This window comes from Inquilinus sp. KBS0705, assembly GCA_005938025.2.
Classification (GTDB): Bacteria; Bacteroidota; Bacteroidia; order Sphingobacteriales; family Sphingobacteriaceae; genus Mucilaginibacter.
Genome location: VCCI02000003.1, coordinates 337,882 through 358,646, shown reverse-complemented (window position 1 = coordinate 358,646; position 20,765 = coordinate 337,882). Strand labels below are relative to the sequence as shown.

The 20,765-nt window shown below is 42.2% G+C and carries 21 protein-coding genes; 10 read left to right on the top strand and 11 right to left on the bottom strand.

Features of this window, described 5'->3' with window-relative positions; all coding sequences use genetic code 11:
- Positions 1–7 precede the first annotated feature (7 nt).
- From FFF34_015885 to FFF34_015875, 3 genes are all read right to left on the bottom strand, one after another.
- On the bottom strand, positions 8–712 hold the full coding sequence (locus FFF34_015885) for a peptidylprolyl isomerase (protein TSD64186.1): 705 nt from the start codon (positions 710–712) through the stop codon (positions 8–10).
- Between the two features lie 328 nt (positions 713–1,040).
- Positions 1,041–2,000, bottom strand: coding sequence for an FKBP-type peptidylprolyl isomerase (locus FFF34_015880; GenBank protein TSD64034.1), 960 nt, complete (start codon positions 1,998–2,000; stop codon positions 1,041–1,043).
- Between the two features lie 19 nt (positions 2,001–2,019).
- Entirely contained in the window at positions 2,020–3,030 is a 1,011-nt protein-coding gene (locus FFF34_015875; GenBank protein ID TSD64033.1) for a bifunctional oligoribonuclease/PAP phosphatase NrnA, read from the bottom strand.
- Between the two features lie 158 nt (positions 3,031–3,188).
- Here FFF34_015875 and FFF34_015870 point away from each other — a divergent pair, with 158 nt between their 5' ends.
- Both FFF34_015870 and FFF34_015865 read left to right on the top strand, forming a co-directional pair.
- The gene (locus FFF34_015870; protein ID TSD64032.1) at positions 3,189–3,608 is read left to right on the top strand and encodes a nucleoside-diphosphate kinase; all 420 of its coding nucleotides are present in this window, start codon (positions 3,189–3,191) and stop codon (positions 3,606–3,608) included.
- 134 nt (positions 3,609–3,742) lie between these two features.
- The gene (locus FFF34_015865) at positions 3,743–3,964 is read left to right on the top strand and encodes a hypothetical protein (protein TSD64031.1); all 222 of its coding nucleotides are present in this window, start codon (positions 3,743–3,745) and stop codon (positions 3,962–3,964) included.
- A gap of 4 nt (positions 3,965–3,968) precedes the next feature.
- Here FFF34_015865 and FFF34_015860 read toward each other — a convergent pair whose 3' ends face one another.
- Positions 3,969–4,259 (bottom strand): DUF721 domain-containing protein, encoded by a 291-nt coding sequence (locus FFF34_015860; GenBank protein TSD64185.1) that lies wholly within the window; start codon positions 4,257–4,259, stop codon positions 3,969–3,971.
- Entirely contained in the window at positions 4,252–5,352 is a 1,101-nt protein-coding gene (locus FFF34_015855; GenBank protein ID TSD64030.1) for a DNA replication/repair protein RecF, read from the bottom strand. The genes FFF34_015860 and FFF34_015855 overlap by 8 nt, the downstream gene beginning before the upstream one ends.
- Positions 5,353–5,571: 219 nt before the next feature.
- Here FFF34_015855 and FFF34_015850 point away from each other — a divergent pair, with 219 nt between their 5' ends.
- The 6 genes from FFF34_015850 (at position 5,572) to FFF34_015825 (ending at position 9,874) form a co-directional block, all read left to right on the top strand.
- Positions 5,572–6,249 (top strand): tetratricopeptide repeat protein, encoded by a 678-nt coding sequence (locus FFF34_015850; GenBank protein TSD64029.1) that lies wholly within the window; start codon positions 5,572–5,574, stop codon positions 6,247–6,249.
- Positions 6,250–6,373: 124 nt separating this feature from the next.
- Entirely contained in the window at positions 6,374–6,868 is a 495-nt protein-coding gene (locus FFF34_015845; GenBank protein TSD64028.1) for a 6,7-dimethyl-8-ribityllumazine synthase, read from the top strand.
- A 233-nt stretch (positions 6,869–7,101) separates the two neighbouring features.
- The gene (gene ytxJ, locus FFF34_015840; GenBank protein ID TSD64027.1) at positions 7,102–7,431 is read left to right on the top strand and encodes a bacillithiol system redox-active protein YtxJ; all 330 of its coding nucleotides are present in this window, start codon (positions 7,102–7,104) and stop codon (positions 7,429–7,431) included.
- A 155-nt stretch (positions 7,432–7,586) separates the two neighbouring features.
- Positions 7,587–8,465 carry a lipoyl synthase gene (gene lipA, locus FFF34_015835; protein TSD64026.1) on the top strand — a complete coding sequence of 293 codons (879 nt, stop codon included), beginning with the start codon at positions 7,587–7,589 and terminating at the stop codon, positions 8,463–8,465.
- Between the two features lie 24 nt (positions 8,466–8,489).
- Positions 8,490–9,041: a sigma-70 family RNA polymerase sigma factor gene (locus FFF34_015830; protein TSD64025.1), complete on the top strand. Its 552-nt coding sequence runs from the start codon at positions 8,490–8,492 to the stop codon at positions 9,039–9,041.
- A gap of 2 nt (positions 9,042–9,043) precedes the next feature.
- Positions 9,044–9,874 carry an anti-sigma factor gene (locus FFF34_015825; GenBank protein ID TSD64024.1) on the top strand — a complete coding sequence of 277 codons (831 nt, stop codon included), beginning with the start codon at positions 9,044–9,046 and terminating at the stop codon, positions 9,872–9,874.
- A 229-nt stretch (positions 9,875–10,103) separates the two neighbouring features.
- On the opposite strand, the gene FFF34_015820 is transcribed toward FFF34_015825, so the two are convergent.
- The 4 genes from FFF34_015820 to FFF34_015805 all read right to left on the bottom strand — a co-directional run bounded on the left by FFF34_015820 (position 10,104) and on the right by FFF34_015805 (position 16,029).
- Positions 10,104–11,603 carry an NAD(P)H-hydrate dehydratase gene (locus FFF34_015820; GenBank protein TSD64023.1) on the bottom strand — a complete coding sequence of 500 codons (1,500 nt, stop codon included), beginning with the start codon at positions 11,601–11,603 and terminating at the stop codon, positions 10,104–10,106.
- A gap of 41 nt (positions 11,604–11,644) precedes the next feature.
- The gene (gene uvrA / locus FFF34_015815; GenBank protein ID TSD64184.1) at positions 11,645–14,491 is read right to left on the bottom strand and encodes an excinuclease ABC subunit UvrA; all 2,847 of its coding nucleotides are present in this window, start codon (positions 14,489–14,491) and stop codon (positions 11,645–11,647) included.
- A 317-nt stretch (positions 14,492–14,808) separates the two neighbouring features.
- A complete protein-coding gene (locus FFF34_015810; GenBank protein ID TSD64022.1) occupies positions 14,809–15,111 on the bottom strand; it encodes a DUF1330 domain-containing protein in 303 nt (100 codons plus the stop codon).
- 144 nt (positions 15,112–15,255) lie between these two features.
- The gene (locus tag FFF34_015805; protein ID TSD64183.1) at positions 15,256–16,029 is read right to left on the bottom strand and encodes a lytic transglycosylase domain-containing protein; all 774 of its coding nucleotides are present in this window, start codon (positions 16,027–16,029) and stop codon (positions 15,256–15,258) included.
- A gap of 235 nt (positions 16,030–16,264) precedes the next feature.
- Here FFF34_015805 and FFF34_015800 point away from each other — a divergent pair, with 235 nt between their 5' ends.
- Both FFF34_015800 and FFF34_015795 read left to right on the top strand, forming a co-directional pair.
- Positions 16,265–17,680 carry an rRNA pseudouridine synthase gene (locus FFF34_015800; protein TSD64021.1) on the top strand — a complete coding sequence of 472 codons (1,416 nt, stop codon included), beginning with the start codon at positions 16,265–16,267 and terminating at the stop codon, positions 17,678–17,680.
- 141 nt (positions 17,681–17,821) lie between these two features.
- On the top strand, positions 17,822–18,955 hold the full coding sequence (locus tag FFF34_015795; GenBank protein TSD64020.1) for a lactonase family protein: 1,134 nt from the start codon (positions 17,822–17,824) through the stop codon (positions 18,953–18,955).
- Positions 18,956–19,050: 95 nt separating this feature from the next.
- Here the strand turns inward: FFF34_015795 and FFF34_015790 are convergent, their stop codons facing one another.
- Together FFF34_015790 and bshA are read right to left on the bottom strand one after the other, a co-directional pair.
- The gene (locus FFF34_015790; GenBank protein ID TSD64182.1) at positions 19,051–19,497 is read right to left on the bottom strand and encodes a hypothetical protein; all 447 of its coding nucleotides are present in this window, start codon (positions 19,495–19,497) and stop codon (positions 19,051–19,053) included.
- 116 nt (positions 19,498–19,613) lie between these two features.
- The gene (gene bshA, locus FFF34_015785) at positions 19,614–20,756 is read right to left on the bottom strand and encodes an N-acetyl-alpha-D-glucosaminyl L-malate synthase BshA (protein ID TSD64019.1); all 1,143 of its coding nucleotides are present in this window, start codon (positions 20,754–20,756) and stop codon (positions 19,614–19,616) included.
- Positions 20,757–20,765 lie beyond the last annotated feature (9 nt).

The following is a 20,765-nucleotide window of genomic DNA, read 5'->3' as shown; positions in this document are numbered from 1 at the left end:
ATAACGATTAATTTTTCTTTTTAATTGTTGTCCGTTTTTTAGGCAGTGCCTTTTTAACCGGGGCTTTGCTTACCGGCGGTACGGCACCATGTTTTACCCGCACTACCTTTACCAACTCCAGGTCGAACAAAAGTGTTGCATTAGGGCCAATATCCGGGCCCGATCCCTGCTCGCCATAAGCCAGTGCCGATGGAACGATGAAAGTAGCCTTTGAGCCTTCGTTCAATAGCATTAAGCCCTCATCCCAACCAGCGATAACGCGCTGCGTGCCAACAGCAAAGGTTAAAGGCTCGTAAGGGCGATCCGGGTTATATACGCCCGCTGCTTTAGCATCAGCTTCAATACTGGTATCAAATACCTTACCTGCAAGAGTACGGCCCGTATAATTCACATAAACGGTATCGCCGGGTTGTGGCTTTGGCTTGGTACCGGCAACTTTTACTATATATTTTAAGCCTGATGCAGTAGTAACTGGTGCCAGGTTGTGGCTTTTTATATAAGCATCAGCGGCTATGCCTTCGTTTGCCTTTAGCTTAGCCAGGGCCTCGTTACGTTCGGCAATAGCTTCGGTTAACGATTGTACCTTAACTATCTTCAAAGTAAAATCTATAAAGCCACCCTTTTTAAAAAATGGCGGCATCTCGGCTTCGTGGCCTTTAAAAACAGAATCGACCGGTACTTTAACTATGGCGCTGTCATTATTAGCCAACAACGGGAATACGTCCATCAGATCGCCCGGATTAGTTGACGGGTGCACCTGTACCTTTACAGGGCGGCCCTGCATATAAGTACTAAATAACACCGAATCTTTATCAGTACGCTGTGTTACGTTAAACGTAATTACATCGTTTTGCTTTATTTTTTCGCCACCACCAGGTGTTACCACCTGGCATTTAACTCCTTTTGGGGTAGTAGTTACGGCATCCTGTGCAGCAGCATTAAATATGCATGCGCTTAATATCAATATCGAACAAATAGTATTTTTCATCATAAAAAAAGCCTTCCGGGTATACTCCGGAAGGCTGTAAAGTTTATCTTAATTATTGTTGCGGTGCTACCGGAGCTACCGTTTTTGGTGCATTAGGGTTGGCTTTTATAATATCAACCATCTCTACCTCGAAGGTAACCGGAGAGAATGGAGTGATCAATGGCGGTGCGCCTTGCTCGCCCCAACCTAAATCTGAAGGAATAACCAAAGTAGCTTTTGCACCTTTGTTTAATAACATCAGGCCTTCATCCCATCCCTTTATTACCCTACCTGCACCAACGGCAACACGTATTGGCTCAAATTTACGGCGTGGGTCAATAGGTTGTTTTGCTTTAAGTGCTTCTTCTTTAAGGCTACTATCAAAAAGCTTACCGCTAAGCAATTTACCTGTATAGTTTACCACAGCGGTATCGCCTGCTTGCGCGTTTGGCCCCGAACCCGGTTTAGTGATTACATATTGCAGGCCCGATTTGGTAGTAGTGGTTTTTAATTTATTATCATCAACAAACTTTTTAATTTTTGCAGGCTCTTGTTTTTTTATCGCATCGGCCTGTTGTTTAAACAGCTCGGTTATACGACCCTGGAAAACAACATCGCTAAGGTTACCACGTGGTATTACTTTTTCGATCTTAACTTCGTAAACCAAGTACTTACCTTTAATGCCCGGTGGCCTTGGCGCGCCTTTTTTAAACATACTATCAATGTTTAATTTAACTGTAGCACTGTCGCCTTCACTTAAAAGCAGCATTGCTGATGATATATCGCCTTTGCGCTGTTCTTTTTGTACCAATTGCGGTATAGGGCGGCCAAGCTCGTAGGTGCTGCCAATTACAGAGTCGCTTTCGGTTTTTAATATTAGGTTAAGGCTAATAAAATCGCCAACCTTAATGTTTGGCCCCGATTTGTCTACGCGAATATTGTATAACAAACCGCCATCGGCCTGCTTAAATCCACCTTTACAGCTTGCAAGCCCTAAAGCTGCTACTGCCATGATCAATAGGTTTTTTCTCATTTTTTTGTTTACTTCTTTTTTACTGTACTAATAGTGTTTTATATTCTGGTAATATCGATTTAAATTTATTTACTGTGCTATCAAGCGGCTCGGTTGATACCCCGCCTGCAGCATTACGGTGCCCGCCGCCGCTAAAGTACTTTTTACAAATATCATTCGCCGGAAATTCTCCTTTTGATCGTAAAGAAAGTTTAACCTTATCTGAACGCTCAACTATAAATGCCGCTAAACGCACACTTGCAATTGATAAGGCGTAATTAACAATGCCTTCGGTATCGCCGGTATTAACATCAAATCTGTCTAAGTCCGCTTTATTAACGGCTATTATGGCAGTATTGTATTCGGGTAAAACTTCTAAACAGTTTGCAAGGCAATGGCCCAAAAACTTTAAGCGGTTTTCAGACGAGCTGCTGTATATCAACTCGTGTATACGCCAGTTAACTGCTCCGGCATCTATCAAATCAGCAACCATGCGATGAACAGCGGCTGTAGTTTTTGGTAAGCGGAACGATGCAGAATCTGTCATGATACCGGTATACAAGCAGGTGGCTACATCGGCATTAATTAATTCTTTATGTTGTAATTGGTTTACAATAAAATCATAAACTAATTGCGCGGCTGCACACGCGTTAATATCCCAATGCCTGTAGTCGTCAAAATCTTCGGGCTCCAGGTGGTGGTCTATCATTACTTTATAGGCCTTACTTTCCCTTACCAGTTCGCCCATTTCGTTTATGCGGCTAAGGCTGTTAAAATCAAGGCAAAAAACAATGGCTGCCTCAGCTATCAGCCGGGCCGATAGTTCGGTATTTTCGGTATAGATAATTACTTCTTCGTTGCCGGGCATCCAGTTTAAAAACTCAGGATAATCTGTAGGGGCAATTACTTTGGCATGGTGGCCTTGCTGTATAAGGTAATTATACAAGCCTAATGACGAACCCATAGCATCGCCATCAGGTTTATGATGGGTTGTTATAACTATTTTTTGGGGTTGACCTAAAAGTCCGGTAAGCGAGGCTAAATCCAACATCAATTTTTAAAGAGCTGCAAAGCTAAGTAAATTAATTAATTCCGTGTAGCATATTTGTTGCAAAAGCTTTAGGTTTCAGTTATAAAACCCTATTTTTGCCGCTCTTTAGGCCTTAATATAAAGCCTATTACATTTTAGGATTTTACACATATATTATAATGCAAACCAACAGAACATTTACTATGATAAAGCCCGATGCAGTTGCAAACGGGCATATTGGCGCGATTTTAGATAAAATAACCAAAGAAGGTTTTAAAATAGTAGCGCTTAAATACACTGCGCTAAGCGCCGAAAAAGCAGGCGAATTTTACGCAGTGCACCGCGAGCGCGGCTTTTTTGCAGACCTTGTTGGCTTTATGTCATCAGGCCCTATTGTTGCGGCTATTTTAGAGAAGGATAACGCTATCGAAGACTTCCGCAAGTTAATTGGCGCTACCGACCCAAGTAAGGCTGAGCCGGATACTATCCGTAACCTGTTTGCTAAATCAATTGATGCAAACGCGGTGCATGGATCAGACTCTGACGAAAATGCTGCTATAGAAGGCAACTTTTTCTTTTCGGCATTCGAAAGATTTTAATTGATAGTTATAGGGTGTAACATAAACGTTACACCCATAATTATTTTTACCCTTTTCCTTGCTTTATACAACGCATCTGTTTACATTTACTTTGCTACTATAAATCAGCACATAACAATCACTAATTCAAGGCAATGAAACTACTTTTTAAGTACATAATCTACTCCTTTGTAATAGTGCTTATTGTTACCTCATTTTTAGACGTATTCAGAAATCACCCCGAAGCGCAACTTGCCTTCATCTTCCCGGGGGTAATATTATTGGCTTTCTCGCAAATTATGGATGACATTTTTCCTAATGTGCCTATGCGTATGCGTTTAAACCGCATCAACAACAACCACATCGCCAATAAATAGGCTGTTACAAAAACACTATTTCTTCTACCAGTTCAGTTTTGGCTTCGTCGTTTATTTTTTGGATGATCTGGCTGCGCATTAAAACCAATTCATTTTTTATTACAGACGATTCTATCCGCAAAAATAATTTCTTATCGCGTATAAACAGCTCCTTGGTGCGGTTAGCTACCGATTTACCTACCAATTCGGGCCAATGGTTTACAATGCCGGTTTCATCAAAGCGGCGCTTAATTTTATAAACATTAAGCATTTGCTCAATCGCGTCTTTAAGCGATTTATCGTTGGTTTTACGTATCAATGCTGCCCTCCTTTACTTTAAAAAGTTTAACATCAACCTTTAAGTTATCAAACACGCCTTTAACCCTGGCCATACTGGTATCGGTTATAAATACCTGGCCAAAATCGTTATTACTTACCATTTGCATCAGCTTGGTAACCCGGTTATCATCCAGCTTATCAAATATATCATCTAACAACAAAAGAGGCTTAAAGCCTTTTTTTTGTGTAAGAAAGGTGTATTGTGCCAGTTTAAGCGCTATTAAAAAACTCTTTTGCTGCCCTTGAGAACCAAACTTTTTCATGGGCATGCCATGTATGTTAAATTGCAGGTCGTCTTTATGTATACCCATGGTGGTACGTTCCAGCACCCTATCGCGCTCCATACTTTTGTTTAACAGCACAGCAAGGTTATCCTGCAATAGTTGCGATTCGTATATCAGTTCTACTTGTTCGGCATCTTCGCTTATAAATTGGTAATGCAGGTTAAATATACCCGTAAAAGCCTCCATAAAAATTCTGCGCTTTTCAAAAATGCGCGTACCGGATACGGTTAACTGCTCATCTAACACGGCTAATAGATCAGGATCGTACCTGCCGGTATCGGCAATTTGCTTTAACAGCGAATTACGGTTGGCTAAAAACTTGTTGTAAGCTATCAACTCATCCAGGTAGTTATTATCTGTTTGCGATATTACATTATCAACAAATTTGCGGCGCTCCTCGCTGCCCTCAATGATAATACTAATATCGTATGGCGATATCATTACCAGCGGCAACAGGCCAATATGGTCCGCAAGGCGCTGGTAATCTTTCTTATTACGTTTAAATTGTTTTTTTTGATTGCGTTTTACGCCGCAGGCTACAACTTCTTTATTATTGTTTTTTTGAAAAATGCCGTTGATCATAAAAAAGTCGGCACCTTGCTTTATCTGCTGGCTATCAATCGGGTTAAAATAGCTTTTACATAACGAAAGGTAGTGCACCGCATCTAACAAATTGGTTTTACCCGCGCCGTTATTCCCCACAAATGCATTTACCCCTTCGCTAAGCGTTAGCTCGGCGCCGGCATAATTTTTAAAGTTGATAAAAGAGAGTTGCTGCAGATACATATCAGGGTTACAAATTTAGGTTTTTTTAAGCGTATTGGGGCCAATAGGGCTTATTAGATTAATTAAGTTTTAAACAATAACACCCTTTTATAAATGGCAAACAGGTTTACAATCAACTACCCTATTAATCAACCTATTCAATACAAAAAATTACACCAAACTTTAATTTGCTATAAACTTTGAAAACCGTATTTTTGCAAACTTAATTTTAAAATACAGATGTCAGCAACGCAGGTGAATACCAAAACTATAGCAGAGAAAAATAATGTTGTGAAGAGCGGTAGTTTTATTCAGGAGAATCAAAAAAGCTTATTATTTATAGCCGCAGCTATAGTTGTAATGATTGTTATATACATTGCATATCTAAAGCTTTACCTTGCCCCGCGCGAGGTTACAGCCGCTAACCAAATGCACGTAGCACAAGATTTTTGGGCTAAAAAAGATTGGGATAAAGCTATAAAAGGCGATGCCGGTTACCCTGGTTTCGAAAAGATCATCAGCGATTACAGCAACACAAAAGTGGCTAACCTTGCTTATTTTTACTTAGGTACCGCCTATTTAAACAAAGGTGAATACCGCAAAGCTATTGACAACTTAAACAACTATCGCGGCGATGACAACATGATAGCAGCCGAAGCCTTTGGTAATGCTGGTGATGCGTATGTTGAATTAAAAGATTACGATAAAGCAGAAACCTACTTTAAAAAGGCGATTGATAAAGCCAACAATAAATTTTTATCTCCGTTTTATCTTAAAAAATTGGGCTTAGTTTACGAAGCCAAAAACGACAGCAAATCTGCAGCTGAAGCTTATAAGAAAATTAAATCGGACTACTTTACAAGCGCCGAAGCACAAAACATCGACGAGTATATTGCTCGCGCCGAAGCGAAGCAATAAGTGTTATAAAAAATGTTTTAAGGGTTGAAAACATTGTAAGGCCGCGCTTTACGATACTTTCAACCCTTATTATTTTAAAAACATTTTTTACTATTCATAACTTTTTCAACCTTTACAACAATACATGGCTACACATTTAAAAAACCTTTCAGATTTTTCGGCCTCGGCAATACCATCTGCAGCAGGCTATAGTTTTGGCATTGTGGTAGCCGAGTGGAATACCGAAATTACTGATGCATTATACCAGGGCGCTTATAAAAGCCTTGTTGATAACGGCGCTAACCCCGATAACATATATAGCTACACCGTACCCGGCAGCTTTGAACTTACCACCGGAGCCGAACTTTTATTAAAAAACAAAAAGCTGGACGCGGTTATATGCCTGGGTTGTGTTATACAGGGCGAAACACGCCATTTTGATTTTATTTGTAACGCGGTTGCAAATGGTGTAAGTAATGTTGCCATAAAATACAGCAAACCTGTTATATTTGGAGTGCTTACCACTGATAACCAGCAGCAAGCAATAGACAGGGCAGGCGGCAAACACGGAAATAAAGGCGATGAAGCTGCTGTAACTGCCATAAAAATGGCTAAATTGGTTGAAACTTTGGGGCAGTAATGCCGTATAAATATTAAGTTTGATGAAACACATGAAAAAAATAATTTACATCATTGTTATAGCATTGGCGGTTGGCAGCATATCATCATGCTCAAATAAATTATGCCCTGCATACGGCTCATACCCCCGCGGCCGGTAGTTAACAAATGTCATTTCTTTCCCGATAGCACCAAACTAAAGCAGTTTTACATTGTTTTTACTTTTGAAGAGGGCTATTACATTACCTTTGTTTTATGGAATGGATACAGTTGGAAACTGCGGAGCAGATTGATGCTATTAAACAGCAAGCGGGTTATAGTTTAGTTTTTAAACACAGCACACGGTGTTCTATTAGCATGATGGCTAAGCGGCGCTTTGAGTTAGACTGGGACAACCTACCTGATGATATGCCTCTTTACTTTTTAGATCTTATCAAACACCGCGACCTGTCCAACAAAATAGCCTCCGATTTTCAGGTACATCACGAATCGCCGCAATTGCTGTTGATAAAAGATGGTGAATGCGTGCTCGATCAATCGCACGGGCAAATATCTGTTGATGAAACCATGAGTGTACTTTCATAATACTACTGTTAATAACAAGGCAAAATATAAGGGCCCTTAGGATATTGAAAATGTCTTAAGGGCTTTTAATTTATACATCCGTTCCTTATTAGTCAAATCACTGTAAGCATTTCAACCCTTACAACATTTATAACATTTTTAACTAATTTTGTATCATGATTGATTTGCCTGTAGTGCCAGCGAATCAGCCTCAACGCAAGCCCGATTGGCTTAGAGTAAGGCTGCCTGTAGGAAAAGAATATGCCCATGTTCGTGGTTTGGTTGATACCCATAAGTTACACACCATTTGCGAAAGCGGTAATTGCCCAAACATGGGCGAGTGCTGGGGCGCGGGTACCGCTACCTTTATGATATTGGGTAATATTTGTACCCGATCGTGTTCTTTTTGCGCTGTAGCAACCGGCAGGCCTTTGGCAGTTGACACCGACGAGCCTAACCGCGTAGCCAATTCGGTTAAGTTAATGCAGGTAAAGCATTGTGTAATTACATCTGTAGACCGCGACGATTTGAAGGACGGCGGATCTATTATATGGGCCGAAACCATCAACGCCATACGCCGCGAAAGCCCTCAAACTACATTAGAGACCTTGTTACCCGATTTTAGAGGGATTTGGGACAACCTGGAACGCGTGCTGGAAACCCGCCCCGAGGTGGTTTCACATAATTTGGAAACCGTTAGGCGTTTAACCAAAGAAGTGCGTATACAAGCTAAGTACGATAGAAGTTTAGAGGCATTAAGGATAACATCTAACGCGGGTGTGCGCACCAAATCGGGCATAATGCTTGGCCTTGGCGAACGCGAAGAAGATGTGCTGGAAGCAATGGACGACTTGCTGGAAGCTGGTGTACATATATTAACGCTGGGCCAATATTTACAACCTACACGCAATCATCATCCGGTGATTGACTGGATACATCCCGATCAGTTTGCCAGCTATAAAGAGTGGGGATTGAAAAAAGGATTTAAGTATGTTGAAAGCGGGCCATTGGTACGCTCGTCTTACCATGCCGAAAAGCATTTGTTTGAAATGTAATTATTCCTTTCTATCTTCACCACATTGAGTAAGAAACGCAAAATATCGTTATCAGAGGAAGAGTTAGTGCTTGCGCTACGTAATCGTGAAAAGATCGCGATCGAAGCGTTGTACGATATGTACTCGTCTTCCCTGTTCGGTGTTATTTCCAGAATTATAACCGATACTGCCATTGCCGAAGACGTTTTGCAAGAAACGTTTGTAAAAATATGGAATTCTTTTTCGGGCTACAGTAGCGAAAAAGGCCGCTTATTTACCTGGATGGTAAATATTGCCCGCAATTTGTCGATTGATAAAGTACGATCTAAAGATTTTAAGAACCAAAATAAAAACCAGGAGCTTGAAAATAACGTAACTTTCATAGACGAACAAAGAAACACGGTTTACAAGCCCGAGTTGTTGGGAATCAGGGAGTTAGTATCTACCTTGAAACCCGAGCAAAAGTCAATTCTTGAATTGGTGTATTTTAAAGGTTACACCCATGTGGAAGCCGCCGACGAACTTGGCGTACCGCTTGGAACCATTAAAACCCGTTTAAGGATGGCTATTCTGCAACTCAGAAAACATTTTAATTGAAAGTGGAAGACATAAAGGAATATATTGAATCGGGGATTTTGGAACTTTACGTTTTGGGCGATGTAAGCCCTGACGAAAAGTTACAAGTGGAGGATATGGCTTCAAAATATCCTGCTGTTAAGGCAGAAATTGACGAGATAGAGAAATCAATAGAGTTTTACGCAGAAGCACACACTGTAGAACCATCTGAACATTTACGCACAAAAATATTAAATAGCCTGGTTGTAAATTTAGGCGATGATGATAATTTTAAAGGCAGAACCGCAAGCGATGAGGACGAAAATGTTGTTGCATTACCCACCCGCACCGTTAGCAGCTTTTATAAATATGCCTTTGCAGCCTGCCTAACATTATTGTTGATAAGCATTTATGGTCTGGTTAATTTATACAGCCAATTACAGGATTCTAACAATCAGCTTACCGCGCTACAAACCGATAAACAGCATTTTGCCAACCAAGTAAACTTACTGGATACCGAGTTGGATATGTACCGCAACCCTACTTATAAAGTACTTAAGCTGCAAGGCACACCAAAGGCCCCGCAATCGGCCATGACGCTGGCCTGGAACTCGGCAAATAAAAAGGTAATGGTAGCCATGAACGGCATGAAACTGCCTGCGCACGATAAGCAGCACCAATATCAATTATGGGCCCTTGTTGGCGGCAAACCTGTAGATATGGGTGTGTTTGATGCACCCGCTACCGCCGATACCATCGGCATAAAAGAAATGAAGTCGATAGCAAGCGCGGATGCCTTTGCAGTAACGCTTGAACCAACCGGCGGTAGTGTTAACCCTACACTCGACCAGATGGTGGTGATAGGAAAGTTTTAACAAATTTTTAATTACAAACATACAAAAGGCTGATTTACAGGTGTAAATCAGCCTTTTTTGTTAAAATATGTTAAAAGTAAAATGCATTTAAACAAAAAATTAAATACATGCGTTTATGTAACGAATACAAGAGACAAGCGTCTTATGTATATAGTTAGAAGTATTTAGTTCTTTATAAGATCAGTTAATAGTTTAGAAAGCGGATGTATGATACTTGCATCCGCTTTTTTTATGCCTTTAATTTGGCCATGGTAAGTGGTAACAGCGCGGCTACCTTATGTGGCAACACCACGTTCATGCGGTTGGGTAAAGCTAATTCGTCTCCCGCCTTACCGTGTATATATATACCTAATAAACAAGCATCCTTCGGCGAATACTTTTGCGCTAATAAAGCGGTTATAATGCCTGTAAGTACATCGCCCATACCGCCGGTTGCCATAGCGGCATTACCGGTACTGTTAAAGTAAAGTTTCCCTTCAGGAGTGGCTGTTATGGTGTACTCGTTTTTAAGAACAATATACATATTAAGTTCCTGCGCTTTTTGCTTTGCGGTTTGCATGCGGTGCCACCAACTGGTATGTTGGCCAAACAGGCGGTCAAATTCCTTCATATGCGGTGTTAATATGCTTCCTTGTGGCAGTTGGGTCAATAACTTCTTATTTTCGGCCAATACGTTTAGCGCGTCGGCATCTATAACTATCGGTTTATTATAGTTTTCAAAAATCGGTATCAATAAGTTTAAGGTATTATCGTCTTTACCTAAACCGGGGCCAATTCCTATAGTGCTGTATTTATCCCAATTAATATCCGGCAGGGCATAATCGTTACGTATTACTACCATTACCTCGGGCATATAGCTATTAAGGGCGGTTAAGCCACTTTGTGGTATGCAGGCGGTAGTAAGCCCCGCCCCGGCATATACGCATGCAGAAGCACATAATAAGGCCGCGCCCATGGTTTCGTCTTTACCGGCTATAATAAATGCATGGCCATAAGTGCCTTTATTGCTAAACTTATGACGGGGTTTAATCATTTTACGGGCATCCTTTTCTTCTACATAAAAATACGGGGTATCAACCGAATTAATAAACGCTTCATCAATACCTATCTTCACCGCCTCCCAGCAATTGATATACGGGCCTGATTCGGGTAGTAAAAAGTTTATTTTGGGCTGCTGAAACGTTATCACAAGGTCGGCTTTTAAAACAGTGGCATCGGCAGGCACTTCGCCATCAGTAAAAAATCCGGTAGGTACATCTACCGCAACAACTGTCTTTTGCAGGCTGTTTAAGTAGGTAACTAAGCGGTTATAGTCGCTTTTTAATGGTTTATTTAAGCCGCTACCCAACAGCGCGTCAATTATTAGGTCGCTGGTTTCCTCGGGTAATTCATCACCGGGGTTTATTTCAGCGGTAGCGATATTACCTATTCTTTTTAAATTGATATTGAAATCGTCGCTGGCTTTATCAGAAAAACGGACTATTTTAATATTAAGTTGCGTATAACCGTGCTCATGCAATAAGCGAGCTATAGCGAGTCCATCGCCACCATTATTGCCCGTACCGCAATAAACAGCTATGCTTTTTGTTTTGTTAGGAAAATGGTTTATGAACCAGCCTACAAATGCCTTGCTGGCCCGTTCCATCAGATCAATTGACTTGATAGGTTCGTTTGCGATGGTATAAGCATCTGCTTCGCGCATTTGTGACGATACAAGTAAAGGCAGCATATATCCTAAAGGTAGGATTTATAGGAATTGTTTTATGGGAATTATTTTATCCCCATCTCCTTTTTCAGGAACTGCCCGGTAAAACTTTCCTTAACCTTGCATAAACCTTCGGGTGTGCCGCTAAACAGTATTTTACCGCCGCCTGAGCCACCTTCGGGCCCAAGGTCGATAACATGGTCGACAACCTTTATAACATCAAGGTTATGCTCTATTACAAGCACTGTGTTGCCTTTATCAACCAGTTGGTATAGTACACCTAACAACACGTTTATATCTTCAAAGTGCAAACCTGTTGTAGGCTCATCTAATATATAGAATGTGTTGCCGGTATCTTTTTTAGAAAGCTCGGTAGCCAGTTTAACGCGCTGTGCCTCGCCGCCCGATAAGGTGGTTGATGATTGCCCTAAAGTAATGTAGCCCAAGCCCACATCAAACAAGGTTTTTACCTTGCGATAAATGGCAGGGATATGCTCAAAAAATGGCGTAGCATCCTCTATGCTCATATCCAACACATCGCTGATGGATTTACCACGGTAACGTACTTCAAGTGTTTCGCGGTTGTAACGGCGGCCGCCACATTCTTCGCAGGGCACCTGTACATCGGGTAAAAAGTTCATTTCTATTACCTTTTGGCCTGCACCCTGGCAGGTTTCGCAACGGCCACCCTTTACGTTGAAAGAGAAACGGCCCGGTTTATAACCACGTATCCTCGATTCGGGCAATGCCACAAACAGGTTACGGATATCCGAGAAAACGCCCGTATAAGTAGCCGGATTGCTTCGCGGCGTGCGACCTATTGGTGTTTGGTCTATCTCAATAACCTTATCAATATGCTCTAACCCTTCAATTTTCTCGTAAGGCAAAGGCTGCTTTTTAGCGCGGAAGAAGTGGTGATTTAATATAGGGTATAGCGTCTCGGTGATCAAACTTGATTTACCACTACCCGATACACCCGTTACCCCAATGAGCTTACCCAACGGAAAATCGACACTTACCTTTTTAAGGTTGTGGCCGGTTGCCTTTTTAAGCGATAGTACCTTACCATTACCCTCGCGGCGTTTTGCAGGAATAGCAATCTCGCGTTCGCCGTTAATGTACAATGTGGTGAGCGTATGGCAAGCCATCAGCTCGGCAGGGGTACCCTGCGCCACTATCTGCCCGCCGTGTACACCCGCTGCCGGGCCCATATCAATTACGTGGTCGGCTTCCAGTATCATGTCTTTATCATGCTCAACCACCAAAACGGTATTACCCAGGTCGCGCAGGTTTTTAAGGGCGTTTATCAGTCGCTCGTTATCGCGCTGGTGCAAACCAATGCTGGGTTCATCTAAAATGTACATCACATTCATCAGCTGCGAGCCTATTTGTGTGGCCAGCCTGATGCGCTGTGCTTCGCCGCCAGATAAGGTTTTGGCGGTACGGTCTAAGGTTAAATAACTTAAACCTACATCCAGTAAAAAGCCTATGCGTGCACGTATCTCTTTTAATATCTCTTTGGCAATAACATTCTGGCGCTCGTTTAGTCTTTCTTCAAGCCCGGTGTACCACTTATCAAGCGTGGTAATATCCATACAGGCCAGCTCAAAAATATTTTTGTTATCTACCTTAAAATGCAGCGATTCTTTTTTAAGCCTGGCACCTTCGCAAACGGGACAGGTACGCAGCACACGATAGTTTTCCATATCATCCATACCTTCGTCGTTACGGCGTTCCTGCTGCTCTTCCAACATGCGGATGATACCATCAAACGTTATCTGGTAGCTTTGTACATTCCACTTATTGTATTCAACCGCTACGGTTATCATATCCGGCGAACCGTTTAATATAATATCCAATTGATCGCGGGTTAATTTTTCTATCGGGGTAGATAGCGAGAACTCGTACTTTTTGGCCAAAGCCTTCAATACCTGAAATATCCAGGTTTCGCGATACTCGCCTATTGGGGCAAGTCCACCATTTAATATACTTAACTTGGCATTCGGGATAACTGATGCCTCATCTACCTCGAAGATATAACCCAAACCGTTACATTTTTCGCAGGCGCCATAGGGCGAGTTAAACGAAAAAGTATTAGGCTGCGGCTCATCGTATGATATGCCCGATACCGGGTCCATCAGGTATTTACTAAAGTAGGCTACGTTATTATCCTTATCGGCAATACGTATAATACCTTTGGCAATTTTTAATGCCGCTTGTACTGATGTATATAAGCGCTTGCTATCGGCTTCGCTCACCACCAGGCGGTCAACAACTATATCAATATCGTGTATCTTGTAGCGGTCTACCTGCATTTTGGGTTCAACATCGGCAATAGCGCCGTCTATATAAACCTTCAGGTAGCCTTGCTTGCGTATTTGCTCAAACAATTCGCGGTAATGGCCTTTACGGGCCTTTACTACTGGTGCCAGTATGTTTACTGGTTGCCCGTCAAACTTTTCCATAATGGTGCGTAGTATTTGCTCTTCGCTCATGCGCTCCATTTTTTCGCCGGTGGTATAGCTATAGGCATCGCCTGCGCGGGCAAAAAGCAGGCGCATAAAATCGTATATCTCGGTAATGGTACCTACAGTACTGCGTGGGTTTTTGCTGGTTGTTTTTTGCTCTATAGCGATAACCGGACTAAGGCCCGATACCTTATCTACATCCGGCCGCTCCATACCGCCCATAAACTGGCGCGAGTAGGCCGAAAATGTTTCCATATAGCGGCGCTGGCCCTCGGCATAAATGGTATCAAACGCCAACGACGATTTACCGCTACCGCTTAAACCAGTAATAACCACCAGCTTATTACGCGGAAACGAAACATCAATATTTTTTAAATTATGTACCCGGGCACCATACACTTCAACTTCGCTTTGCTCGCCCAGGTCTAACGGTTTTTCAATCATATATTCTGCAAAAAACAAGTAAAATGCCCTGCGGTTTTGCAGCATGGCATTAATGCTAAAAAAGTTCGCAAATATACGCAAAAACGTCGGGCATTCATAGAGTTAGCACCAACGGGAAAGTACTGTTTAATGTAAAATTATGTGGGAGTATGGGTGATGATGCATAGTTCACGAGTGGACTCACCCCATGCCCCTCTCTCCGTTGGCTAACGGAAAGAGGGGGTCTTTTTTCTAAACCCTCTTTGCGCTTGCGCAGAGAGGGTCGAACAGCGTAGCGTATTCGGGGTGAGTTAACGGTGCGGAGGAGTAGCGGCAGCCTACAACGCCACGCCCTCAATCAAAACTATCTTTTCTACAGATCTGTTCTTTAATTCCATAGCAGCCAATCGCTTGGGGTCATCTCGGTAGCTTTCAAAATCTTGCCTGCTGTTAAAGCTTACCAAATGCACCTCGTAGGGCAATTCACCTGTACCTGCAATAAAAGCGCTTTTATCCGGGCGGATGCGGTAAAGCAATTCGGCGTTATGGTCTTTTAAAAGCGGTAAAACCATGTCTTCAAAGGCATGAAACTCCTGCTCGTGGCCGGGCTTTATAAAAATGAGTTGGGTGTAGTAGAGCATTGGTAATTAGGTTTTAGGTTATAAATTTAGGAATTTATAAATCACTACACTATAGTATAACGGGTCGGCATGACCCCACAAAAAAAGCCGTTCGCAACCAGCGAACGGCTTTTAAATGTGCTCCGTAATATAAAATTACTTTTATTAGTTGTATGCCAGTAAAGGCAAACCTGGTTTTTGTGTATAGCTATAAAAATTTCTATAGCCATATTTAGTAGGATTGCTGATGATCTCTTTCATCGCAATCAGCTTGTATACATACGATCCGGTTTCACGGTTCAGGCTCATACGGAAATAATTATCCTCATTTTGCCTGTTTATCGCTCTCTCCAGTTTTATCGAACCATTGTTATATGCCGCGGCAGCCAAAGTCCAGCTATGAAATTCGCCGTAAAGCTCTTTAATATACTTACAAGCCGCAATGGTGCTTTTGCGCAAGTTCATGCGCTCGTCTTTGCCCTTGCCTACTTTTAAACCATAGCTGCGCGCGGTACCGGGCATAAACTGCCAAACACCCTTTGCGCCTTTTGGCGATGTGCCTTCGCATAAGCCAGACTCTACCAGTGGCACATATTTAAAATCTTCGGGGATACCGTAGGCTTTTAAAATTGGCTCGATAACCGGAAATATCTTATCGGCTTTTGAATGCAAAATATTCGATTGTACGTTTCTGAACTTGTGGCTTGCTATTGATTTTTTCAATTTCGAATTCACCCGTGCGTCATTTACAGGCAGGGCTTCATCAGCAAAATTATAACCATCTTCCGCCTCGTTAGGCTTGCTGTAGATAATTTCCGGAGTTGCTGTAAGGCTGATATTTTTGGCTACAAAAACTGGTTCTGTACTAAAAATATTAAGCCTTGAAACGATAACCAGCACCAATATTACGGAGCACGTAATTAAGTGTTTTTTACCCATTTCTATTTTACTCATTAATTAAACATTTGGTATGATGTACCGCAAAGGTAAGCTATATAAAGCACATTATCAAACACTTATATTACCCTTAGTGTTTTGACTATTTTAAAAAAGGTTAAAAATCGTGCTTTAAAGTGGTTTAAACCTACTTTTTGAACCGGATTAAAAAGTTGTTTTTTTCGCCAAAAAGTTGTACTTTTGACCCTCACGCTGCGAAAGCGCAAAACAAAAAAATATGGTATTTAAGAAGCCAACAGGTAGTCGCGACGACAAACCAAACAGATCATCAGACCGTCCAAAAAGTGGTGGTGAAAGATCAAACAGATCATCTTCCTCATCAGCAGGAAAACCATATGGCACACGTGGTGCCGATGGCAAAAAGAATTTCTCGCAAGACCGCAGATCTTCTACCAACTCAAAACCTTATCAAGATAGACCTGATACTGACGGCGAACGCCCGGCCAGGGGTTCATCTTCTTCGTCATCGTTTAGCGGTGGCGAAAAAAAATCATTTGTACCCAAAGGCAAGCCATACAGCGGCAGGCCAACAGATAGCGACAGGCCAAAAAAGAGCTATGGTGATAAACCTGCTTTTGGCGATAAAAAATCATTTACTCCTAAAGATAGGCCATACAGCGGCCGCGCGGCATCAACCGATGGCGAAGGTTATAAAAAACCCGGCTTAGGCCCCGCATCATACGGCCCGCGCAAAAACCCATCGGCAGGCGATAAGCCTTTTAACAGAAGGCCGGCCGGTACCGACGGGCCAAAGAAAAGCTTTGGCGGCGATAAAAAGTTTGGTGGCCGCAGTGGCGCTAAAGATTTTCCGAGCACATCTACCGGTTTCAGAAAACGTGAAGACGGCGATACCAGCACCCCAAAAACTACAACCATGCGTGGCCGTAAAAACCCCGTGGTTAAAACTAAAGACGACGGACTGATAAGGCTGAACCGTTACATTGCCAATGCAGGCATTTGTAGCCGCCGCAAGGCCGATGAGCTGATAGCAGCAGGTGTGGTATCGGTTAATGGCGAGGTAGTATCTGAACTGGGCGCTAAGGTTGACCCTATTAAAGACCTGGTACGCTATAATGGCGAAGCTTTAAAACGCGAAAAAATGGTTTATGTATTACTAAATAAACCAAAAGACTATATAACTACTACAGATGACCCGCAGGAACGCCGTACGGTAATGCACCTGGTTGAAAAAGCCAGTCGCGAGCGTATATACCCGGTGGGTCGTTTAGACCGCAACACCACCGGTTTATTGCTAATGACCAACGATGGCGACCTGGCTGATAAATTATCGCACCCGCGCAATAGTGTTATCAAACTTTACCTGGTCGAGCTAAACAAAGCACTTACACAAGGCGACTTAAATAAAATTGGGTTTGGCCTCGAACTGGAAGACGGTTTAATTAAGCCTGATAGCATATCGTACGTTACAGGTGGCACCAAACGCGAAATAGGTATACAAATACATAGCGGTAAAAACCGTATCGTACGCCGTATTTTTGAATCGTTGGGTTATGAGGTGGTAAAGCTAGACCGCTCGGTATATGCCAACTTAACTAAAAAGGACTTGCCGCGAGGCCGCTGGCGCTACCTTGACGAAAAGGAAGTGATACAGTTAAAGCATTTGATACAATAATAAAAGGCCCGGTTACGGGCCTTTTTAATTATACATAATTATAACGTGTATTAAACCTGCCTTTACTATCACCGTCTGATAGATAATTATTATACCTTATTTACCCTTTTTATTATATTGCGCTGTAAACTAACCACCTATATGAAAAAGTTATTATTAGCATTTTTAATGCTTGTTCCGGGACTGATTTTTGCTCAGAAAAAAAGTATGACACCAAAGACATTTGACCTTATTGTTGGCGCATACACCAGCGGGAAAAGTAAAGGTATAGCCGTATATCGCTTTTATGCTGAAACCGGCAAGCTGGCCTATTTAAGCCAGATAGATGATGTAAGCAACCCATCATATCTAACAGCATCGGCTAATAATAAATTTGTTTATGCCGTTAACGAGAATGACCAGGGCGAGGTTAGCGCTTTTAACTTTGAGCCAAAAACAGGCCAGTTAAAATTCATTAATAAAGTATCTACATTAGGCGGCGCACCTTGCTATGTATCGGTTGATAAAAACCAGAAGAACTTGTTTATTGCCAACTACAGTGGCGGTAATATTGCCGTTGTACCTATAAAAGCCGACGGATCTGTTGACCTGGCTACCCAAACCATTAAAGACCCGGGCCACGGGCCTAATAAAGACAGGCAGGAAAAAGCGCATGTGCATACCGCGGTGTTATCACCCGATGAAAAGTATGTGCTGTATACCGACTTGGGGACCGATAAAATAAACATCACCAAATACAAGGGATCAAAAACCAGCCCTATTGTACCTGCAAACCCGGCATTTGTAAGTATTACACCCGGCTACGGCCCGCGCCATTTAGCCTTTTCGGCCAATAAGAAGTATTTGTACCTGATAACAGAAATGGGCAGCTCGGTGATATTGTTTGATTACAATAACGGCAAGCTAAAACAGAAGCAGGATATTACTTTATTGCCTGATGGCTTTACAGGATCAACTGGTGCTGCAGATATACACTTATCGCCAGATGGTAAATTTTTATATGCCAGCAACCGTGGCGATGCCAACGACATTTCGGTATTCAGTGTTAACCCCGAAGATGGTATTTTAACTTTTATCGAACGCAAATCAAGCGGTGGCAAAGGCCCGCGTAACTTTGCTATAGACCCTACCGGCAATTGGTTATTGGTTGCCAACCAAAACAGCGACAGCATAATTGTATTGAGGATAGACCCTGCTACAGGCAAGCTTACCCAAAGCTTTAACCGCATTGAAGTGGGCAACCCTGTTTGCTTAAAGTTTACTCCTGCAGAGTAAGGCAGCACCGCATACTAAACAACGATCATAAACAAGGCTGAAGATAATATCTTCAGCCTTGTTTATGATCAAGCAATGTGCTTAAATATATTTAATTATTGAGCTTTGGCAAATGTGTAAACTACATAACCGTTACTGCCACCTATAGCAACAGCCGATTTTAAGGTCATTGAAGTGCTGCTTACGCTGGCAATATCTAAACGGTAACCCTCGGTTACGTTTTTAGCTTTATCGCCTTCAAACAGCTTTTTAAACTGAAACTGGGTGCCTGTGCTGCCACCATTATACACCGACCAGAATATAGTTTGCGATGCGCCATTGGTTAAGGTATATATACCATTACCGCTGTTGGTTAATTTCCAGGTGCTGCCTACAAAGGCGCCGGGTGCTGCCTGGTCAAATACGTTTTGTACGGAACCTTCTACAAGGCCTTCGTAAGTAACGCTGGTAACTGTCCAGGTACCAACAAATTTACCGCGGCTTACGCTGCCGCCCGATGTGCCTGATGATGCTGTATTGGTTGTTGAACAAGCCGAAAAAATGAATGTAAGGGCTAAAATTGCAATGGATGTTTGAAATATCTTTTTCATGGTTGATTTATATAATAATATATGATGGCTTTATAACATAAATCAGGCCAAAAGGTTGTAAAGATTTTTTATAAGATATGCTGGCTGCTCTTTTCAATTATCTCTTTGTAGTAGTTCTCATATTCAGGTAGAATATTAGCCAGCTCAAACTGCTTTGCACGGGCAAGCGCACGTTCTTTAAACTCGTTTAATCGGCCTTCATCTTCTAATATATAAATGGCCTTTTCGGCCATACCATCCACATCACCAATATCTAATAAATATCCGGTCTCTCCTTCAATATTCAATTCGGGCAAGCCACCTGCATTACTACTAATTACTGGTACTTTACAGGCCATAGCTTCTAATGCCGCTAAACCAAAACTTTCTGATTGAGACGGCATCAGGAAAAGATCAGAGACAGATAATATCTCTTCAATAGCATCCTGCTTACCTAAAAAGCGAACATGCTCTGATATGCCCAGGTCGCGGCTTAGCTGTTCGCAGCCCGATCGTTCGCCACCATCGCCTACCATCAATAATTTGGCAGGTATCTTTTCAATCACTTTGGCAAACATCTTTATTACATCCTCGGTGCGTTTTACCTTGCGGAAGTTTGAGGTATGCACCAACACTTTTTCGCCGTTTGGTGCTATTGCCTTTTTAAAGTGATCTTTTGCTTTTAGGCTAAAGCGGGTTAAGTCGATAAAGTTGGGGATTACCTTTATATCTTTTTCTATATCAAAAAAACGATAAGTATCTTGCTTTAAATGTTCTGATACCGCGGTTACGCCATCGGATTTGTTGATAGAGAAGGTAACCACCGGCTTGTAAGTACTATCCTGCCCCACAAGGGTAATATCGGTGCCGTGCAGTGTTGTAATTACCGGGATGGCTATGCCATAGGTAGCTAATATTTGTTTAGCCATAAACGCAGCCGAGGCATGCGGGATGGCATAATGCACATGCAGCAGGTCTAACTTTTCAAACCTTACCACATCAACCAGTCGGCTGGCAAGGGCAAGCTCGTAAGGCGGGTAATCAAACAAAGGGTATTGCGATACCGACACCTCGTGATAGAAAAGATTTTCAGAGAAAAAATCAAGCCGGGCAGGCTGGTTATATGTAACAAAGTGAACCTGGTGCCCCCTATCGGCAAGGGCTTTACCTAATTCTGTGGCTACAACCCCGCTTCCGCCAAAGGTTGGGTAACAAACTATACCTATTTTCATGTATGCTGA